Annotated in this window: 7 protein-coding genes; 5 read left to right on the top strand and 2 right to left on the bottom strand. The window is 40.4% G+C overall.

Annotated elements, in window-relative coordinates:
* Nucleotides 1–237 precede the first annotated feature (237 nt).
* Together ACZFYI_RS12970 and hpf are read left to right on the top strand one after the other, a co-directional pair.
* Nucleotides 238–1,122 carry a tyrosine-type recombinase/integrase gene (locus tag ACZFYI_RS12970; protein ID WP_462524554.1) on the top strand — a complete coding sequence of 295 codons (885 nt, stop codon included), beginning with the start codon at nt 238–240 and terminating at the stop codon, nt 1,120–1,122.
* A 29-nt stretch (nt 1,123–1,151) separates the two neighbouring features.
* Nucleotides 1,152–1,457 (top strand): ribosome hibernation-promoting factor, HPF/YfiA family, encoded by a 306-nt coding sequence (gene hpf, locus ACZFYI_RS12965; RefSeq protein ID WP_462524553.1) that lies wholly within the window; start codon nt 1,152–1,154, stop codon nt 1,455–1,457.
* A gap of 107 nt (nt 1,458–1,564) precedes the next feature.
* Here the strand turns inward: hpf and chrA are convergent, their stop codons facing one another.
* Nucleotides 1,565–2,764, bottom strand: coding sequence for a chromate efflux transporter (gene chrA, locus ACZFYI_RS12960; protein ID WP_462524552.1), 1,200 nt, complete (start codon nt 2,762–2,764; stop codon nt 1,565–1,567).
* 3 nt (nt 2,765–2,767) lie between these two features.
* The gene (locus ACZFYI_RS12955) at nt 2,768–3,748 is read right to left on the bottom strand and encodes an isopenicillin N synthase family dioxygenase (protein ID WP_462524551.1); all 981 of its coding nucleotides are present in this window, start codon (nt 3,746–3,748) and stop codon (nt 2,768–2,770) included.
* 75 nt (nt 3,749–3,823) lie between these two features.
* Here ACZFYI_RS12955 and ACZFYI_RS12950 point away from each other — a divergent pair, with 75 nt between their 5' ends.
* The 3 genes from ACZFYI_RS12950 to ACZFYI_RS12940 all read left to right on the top strand — a co-directional run bounded on the left by ACZFYI_RS12950 (nt 3,824) and on the right by ACZFYI_RS12940 (nt 6,467).
* A complete protein-coding gene (locus ACZFYI_RS12950; RefSeq protein ID WP_462524550.1) occupies nt 3,824–4,591 on the top strand; it encodes a hypothetical protein in 768 nt (255 codons plus the stop codon).
* A gap of 87 nt (nt 4,592–4,678) precedes the next feature.
* Nucleotides 4,679–5,956, top strand: coding sequence for a serine--tRNA ligase (gene serS, locus ACZFYI_RS12945; protein WP_462524549.1), 1,278 nt, complete (start codon nt 4,679–4,681; stop codon nt 5,954–5,956).
* 88 nt (nt 5,957–6,044) lie between these two features.
* Nucleotides 6,045–6,467 (top strand): nuclear transport factor 2 family protein, encoded by a 423-nt coding sequence (locus ACZFYI_RS12940; protein ID WP_462524548.1) that lies wholly within the window; start codon nt 6,045–6,047, stop codon nt 6,465–6,467.
* The last annotated feature ends 531 nt before the right edge of the window (nt 6,468–6,998 follow it).

Raw genomic sequence — 6,998 nt, 5'->3', positions numbered from 1 at the left:
ATTCATTTTGACTTTTGAAATAAAATCAAAAAGCGCATCTACGAAAGTGGATGCGTTTTTTTGTTGATTCACCATCATTATTTTTTTGAATTCCTAAAATCAGTAGGACTGAATACCTTAACCATTTAGGCAAATCCTGTGAAAAAAATCAGGATAATTTTAGAAGACTATTCATACCAAATTGATTCATTACTTTTGATTTTTTATTAACTTCAATGGATCATCTTTCTCGCATCAATGACCGAATCCTTTATCAATTACCTAGAATTCGAAAAAAGGGCAAGCCGCCACACTGTATTGGCTTATAAAAAGGATTTGGAGCAGTTTGGTGAATTTTACACGCTCTCCTTCGAAAAGGAAGACATCAGCACCGCAGATCATCCTGAAATACGTGCCTGGATCATCGATCTCGTCGATCAGGGATTGAGTACAACTTCAGTAAATAGAAAAATCGCAACCCTCCGATCATTTTATAAATTCTTAATGCGCTCGGGAGAAATAACCAAAGACCCAACTTACAAACTCCGTGCACTTAAGACGCCGAAGCGGCTTCCGGAATTTGTGCAGGAAGATGCTATCGACAAAATCTTGGGGGAGTTGCAGTTCAAGCCTGATTTTGATGGACAGCGGGACAAGATGGTGATGGAATTTCTCTATCTCACCGGTGTACGATTATCCGAATTATTGGAACTCAAATGGAAGGATATCGACCTTGCCGCCGAATCTGTGAAAGTACTTGGCAAACGAAAAAAAGAAAGAATTATTCCTATCACAACGGGGCTCAAAAAGAATATAATTTCGTACAAAAAAGTATTTCAGGAAACGTTTTCAATTCTACAAGATAGTGACTATTTTATCGTTAGTATCAGCAAGGAACAGGCTTACCCGATGAAGATTTACCGCATAGTGAGAGAACATTTAGACCTTTTCGCCCAGACTACCAAAAGAAGTCCACACCTCTTAAGGCATACATTTGCCACACACTTACTCAACAAAGGAGCGGACCTCAACGCAGTAAAAGACCTTCTCGGACATGCCAACCTAGCTGCTACGCAGGTCTATACCCACAATTCCATGGAAAAACTCAAGGCTGTGTTTGAACAGGCACATCCGAAAGCTTAATATAAGTTCAACTTTAAACCATTTACGTTATGAAACTTCAAATGCATTCCATCCATTTCGATGCTGATCAAAAGCTTATCGATTTTATCCAGAAAAAAGCCGATAAACTAGACACCTATTTTGATCGAATAATCGACGGAGAAGTTTTTATGAGACTCGATAACCATGAAAAAAAAGAAAATAAAATTGTTGAAATCAAACTGAATGTGCCCGGAAAGACACTTTTTGCAAAGAACCAAAGCGATTCATTTGAAGCAGCTTCCGATGAGGCCATAGAGGGCCTACGCAGACAGCTCAAAAAATTCAAAGAAAAAGTGGTCTTGGTCAACCAATAAATATCAAGAGACCCCGCCGAAAGCGGGGTCTCTCATTTTTTAGATTTTTTTTAGTAAGAATTTGGAATTTATTTTTGACCCTTTAAGAATCTTAATCGACGTCAAAATCAAGCAAACAACAAATTGAAGCCAATTCCTGCCAAAACCCCAACAGCAATAATCAGCGGTGAGGAAAGTTTAGTGAAATTCAACAAAAGATATGTCCCTATAATGGCCGCGATATTAAAAAAATCGGGATCCAAAGGCTCAAACAATAAATAGGCCGCAGCGATCAACATGCCACAACTTACAGCATTGATCCCTTCCAAGGCAGCGCGGACCGGACGGAATTTTTTCAATTTGTCCCAAAACTTGATAACAAAGAAAATAAGGAAAGTTCCCGGAAGGAAAATGCCTGCCGAGGCAATAAATCCTCCAGTCAATAAACCCAAAACCCCTTGCTCACGCATGGACAGTGCCCCCACATAGGCACTGATGCTGAATGTGGGGCCGGGGATTCCCTGAGATATGGCATATCCTGTCAAAAATTCCTGTGAAGTGAGGAATTTTTTAAACTCTACAAACTCGGTGAATAAATACGGCACCAGAACCTGTCCCCCTCCAAATATCAAACTTCCGTTTCGGTAAAAATTCTCAAATAGGAGCACCGCCTGATTTTTGGTCAGGGCACCCAATATGGCAGCAAAAACAAGGATCCCTCCCCAGAGGTAGAAATTAGCCCAAGCGATGACAAGCTTTTTATCTCCCTCTTCTTTGGGTTCATTCCGGTATTTGAGAGAAGTGGTCACTCCCCCTACCAGAAGTAATAAGGGGAAAATAAATGGAGAATTGTAGAAAAAAGAAATGAAGGTAGAAAACATCATCAAGATCGATGCCTCAGTAGTTTTGACCATTTTTAAAATGGTTTTTTGAGCCGCAAAGATGATAAAACCAATCGCCATAGGTTGGATGAATTTCGCAAAACTTAAGGCTCCCGGCGTATTTTCTTGCAAAAAGTCAATCAAAAAAGCGGCTCCAATCATCAAAAGGGTAGCAGGCAGAATCCAGACAAAAAGTGAAAGGTAGGCAAGATTAGGACCGCCTACCCTATACCCTATGGCTGAAATTGTTTGTGTTGAAGTCGGGCCGGGAAGTATCTGACAAAGCGCATTCAGCTCCCAGAGTTCCTGCTCTTTGATATATCCCCGTCTTGTCACCATTGTATCCAAAACCATGGCAAGGAAAACCTGAGGCCCTCCAAATGCAGTCAGAGATAACAATAAAACATCTTTGAGATAGAGATAATACCTGACCTTCCTGACAGACACGGCTTATTTCTTTAATCCTAATTCACGGAGTCTTTCGTCCAAAAACTCCCCGGCAGTAGCATCTTCAAACTGCTTGGGATGGGCAGCATCCACACAGCTATCGAGACATGTCAGATCCATTTCAGATCTTGGATGCATGAAGAAAGGAATGGAATACCTGCTTGTGTGCATCATTTCCTTTGGAGGGTTAACCACACGGTGGATGGTGGATTTCAGTTTTTTGTTGGTCAATCTCTCCAACATGTCACCCACATTGACGACCAATTGATCAGGAAGCGCAGTGATTGGGATCCATTTCCCGTCTTTTCTCAATACCTGAAGGCCATCTGCACTCGCTCCCATCAAAAGAGTGATGAGGTTGATGTCTCCATGTTCGGCAGCACGTACTGCATCAGCAGGGACAGCATCAGGATTTTCAATGGGGAAATAATGAATCTGCCTCAAAATGGAATTTCCATAAGCCACTTTATCTTCAAAGTAATTTTCGTCTAATTCAAGATAAAGCGCAATCGCTTTGAGCATGTTTTTCCCCGCTGCTTCCAAGGTTCTATAGGCTTCATTTGCGATTTCCTTAAATTCCGGCAATTCGGATGGCCAGATATTATCAGGATATTCTTTCTTGGTCTCATCACTGTCCGGGATGGTATCCAACTCCTGTCCTACATGGTAAAATTCTTTTAAGTCCCCGGTATTTCTGCCCTTTGCATGTTCCTTTCCTTTGCCGGTGTATCCTCTTTGGAAGCCGATTTCAGGTTTTTCATATTTGGCTTTGACCTCATCAGGCAAAGAAAAAAACTTTTTGATCACAGCATACAGTTTGTCCTGAAGATTTTTGTCAAGTCCATGGTTCTTGATCGCTACAAAACCAATATTATTATAAGCCTCTCCCAATTTTTGGACAAATGCTTCCTTTTCTTCAGGACTGCCCAAAGTGAAATCCGCAAGGTCCAAAGAAGGGATTTCATTGTATAAAATATCTTTCATCTACGAAATTTTGTTTTTTATTATTCAGCAATATATCCCAAATTTAGATAATTTAGCTTTCAGACTTTCATCACTATGAAAAAAACGAACCTCTATTTCTGTTTCCCTATTCTGATTTTGGTTTTTACTTCCTGCAGCCTAAAGGAAAAGAAGGAAGAGAAAATCTTTGAGATGGTCGTTTCAGATAGCTTGGATATAGAGAAAAAGGAGGTCAGTTTTTATTTCTATGAAGAGGAAAAGGAATATCCGGATGCTATCATCGAAATGTACGCACCCCTCAGCAATCAGAAGTTTAGCCCCGGCAGGATTCCTTTTGAATTCAATATCAAAAACTATCCCTTTGGAGAAGATTTGGACGGTTTCAAGCTGAACACCATCTTGAATTCAGCTGATCCTGTAGGACACAATTCTCCCATTTTCCAAGATGAATTGAAGGAAGGGACATACAGAATTGTCGCTTATTTGGTGGACAGTCAAGGTTTGGCACTCAAAGAGTTTGGTAATTATGTGGACCGGGATTTTATGGTTGGGAATACAAGCCCATTTCCATATTCGGGAGAACCATATCTAGCTCTAAATCTGCCTGTCAACGGGCAGACTTATTTAGAGGGAGAAGAAGTTACCATAGATTTTTTGGTCATCGGAGGTGATATGCTTCTGGATAACCTAAAAGTGACCATAAAAGTAGGTGGATTTCAATATGAAATGACAGAGATCAACCCTGTCCGAATCTCCAATCTACCGAAAGGTGAACACCTCGTCCAATTGAATCTTTCTTACCAAGACGGAAAGCCATTGGAAGGCCCATTTTCCAGTGCACAAAAGACCATTTTGATCCAATAACAAGTCCATAGATATGCTTGGCTTTCCTCAAAGGATTTGGGGAACATCCTTATCTTTGCAACAGCTACAGACATTCTATCAAACGCCATGCTACTCGTAAATACAATCAGGGATAATTTTGAGAAAACCTTGGAAGGATTACAAAAACGTAATTTTCCCAATGCCCAAGATGTCCTTATCCAGGTTTTGGACTTGGACAACAAAAGAAAAGAAACCCAAGCACAAAGAGACTCACTTCAGGCTGAATCCAATAATTATTCCAAGGAAATTGGGATTATGATGCGGGAAGGTAAAAAAGAGGAGGCTGAAAAAATAAAATCCCTTACATCGGAAATCAAGGAAAGGGTAAAATCCTTAGAGGATATCTTCAGCCAAACGGAAGAAGAACTCAAGCAGCTTTTGTATACCATCCCCAATATTCCCCACTTTTCGGTTCCAAAAGGTAAATCTGCTGAAGACAATGAGGTCGTGCTTTCGCATGGGGATATTCCTGCTTTGCCTGAAAACAAACAACCTCATTGGGAACTGATCAAAAAATATGACATTATAGATTTTGAACTTGGGACCAAAATCGCCGGAGCGGGTTTCCCTGTTTACAAGGGTAAAGGTGCGAGACTGCAGCGGGCACTCATAAATTTCTTTTTGGATGAGGCAATGAAAGCCGGTTACATCGAGGTTCAGCCGCCTATTTTGGTCAATGAAGATTCCGGTTATGGCACAGGACAATTACCTGACAAAGAAGGCCAAATGTATGAAGCTACGGTCGACAAGCTTTATTTGATCCCAACAGCGGAAGTACCAATTACAAATATTTACCGGGACGTGATCCTGAATGAATCTGATTTTCCTATCAAAAATGTGGGCTACACACCCTGTTTCAGAAGAGAAGCCGGAAGTTGGGGGGCACATGTGAGGGGATTGAACAGGCTGCATCAGTTTGACAAAGTGGAAATCGTCCGCCTTTCCCATCCTGATAATTCTTATGAGGCATTGGAAGAAATGAGCCTTTATGTACAGGGATTGCTGCAAAAACTGGAATTGCCTTATCGGGTTTTGAGGCTTTGCGGAGGTGATATGGGCTTCACTTCTTCACTGACCTATGATATGGAAGTCTATTCTGCTGCACAGGAAAGATGGCTTGAAGTAAGTTCTGTCAGCAATTTTGAATCTTTTCAGGCCAACAGGCTTAAGCTCCGATTTAGAAGTGAGGATAAAAAAACAACTTTGGCACATACCCTCAACGGGAGTGCTTTGGCATTGCCTAGAATTGTAGCCTCCTTATTGGAAAACAACCAAACCGAAACCGGCATCAAAATGCCTAAGGTATTGGTTCCTTATCTCGGTTTTGATACCATAGGAGTATGATTTATCAATCCATCTCTTCCAAAGTTTAGGACACCTTTTCCAAAGTTTTAAACTTTGGAAAAGATTTATTCCTCCAAATCCCATTCCGATGAAGTATCTTTTTGCAACATGCCTATTCTTACTTTCTTTTCAGGCTTTTTCCCAATCTGAAAAAGAAGAAAAGCATGCTATAGCTGCCGTGGTTCAATTGTATTTTGACGGAATGATCGAAAGGGACAAAAGTAAACTAGAAGAAGCCTTCCTCCCTGAGGCGAGGCTGATAGGATACCGGGGAGAGAATTTTACGGTAACAACTTTTGAGGATTGGGCAAACGGAACAGCAAAGGGAGAAAAAAGAGATCCTTCAAAATATAAAAATATTCTTTTGGAAGTTGAACTGAAGGGAAATACGGCCTTGGCCAAAACAGAACTTTTCTGGCCAGGAATCTACTATTTCGATTTTTTGACTTTGATCAAAAAGGATGGAAAATGGAAAATTGTCCACAAAACCTGGTACGAAGAGAAGAGGTGAAAAAGATTTGAGATTTGAGATTTGAGATTTGAGATTTAAAAAAATCTAGCATGATCCTAAAGAGATAACACAAATTTCTTCCACAGACAGGACGTCCGCCTGCGGTAGGAAGGGAAGACCGAAGCTGGATGTAGCATCCTTTCTCCCTTTATTCATGGATATATACCAAACAAGATGCCTCTAAAAGTTGAATGCTTTTAGAGGCTTTGTTTCAATTATTTTTGTAAATCCAAATTTATATCTATGCTTTTAAGTATATTCTTTTTCTTGCCATTACCCAAATAAAACAAGTATGGAGTCCAATTGATGTGGCTGTGGACTGTATACAATCGTCTGTGGTCGATTATCCGCAGCAAAATCAATTCGAAATTAGTTTGTTGCTATGAAAGCGGATAATCAAATTACTTTTTCAGGACTTTGATATGTTCTACTTTTTGTCCGCAACTGACTTCTACCACGAATACACCCTTTGGAATCCTTCCGATCATCTGAGCAATGGCATCGTTCATCTCATTTTCTGTTTCTACACTA

It is taken from the genome of Aquiflexum sp. (assembly GCF_977115555.1).
This window is presented reverse-complemented; position numbering and strand designations above follow the sequence as displayed.

Excerpts from the sequence above, each read along its gene's own strand:
- ACZFYI_RS12970 (WP_462524554.1), top strand. The coding sequence starts at position 238 with ATGACCGAATCCTTTATCAATTACCTAGAATTCGAAAAAAGGGCAAGC.
- hpf (WP_462524553.1), top strand. The coding sequence starts at position 1,152 with ATGAAACTTCAAATGCATTCCATCCATTTCGATGCTGATCAAAAGCTT.
- ACZFYI_RS12955 (WP_462524551.1), bottom strand. The coding sequence starts at position 3,748 with ATGAAAGATATTTTATACAATGAAATCCCTTCTTTGGACCTTGCGGAT.
- ACZFYI_RS12950 (WP_462524550.1), top strand. The coding sequence starts at position 3,824 with ATGAAAAAAACGAACCTCTATTTCTGTTTCCCTATTCTGATTTTGGTT.
- serS (WP_462524549.1), top strand. The coding sequence starts at position 4,679 with ATGCTACTCGTAAATACAATCAGGGATAATTTTGAGAAAACCTTGGAA.
- ACZFYI_RS12940 (WP_462524548.1), top strand. The coding sequence starts at position 6,045 with ATGAAGTATCTTTTTGCAACATGCCTATTCTTACTTTCTTTTCAGGCT.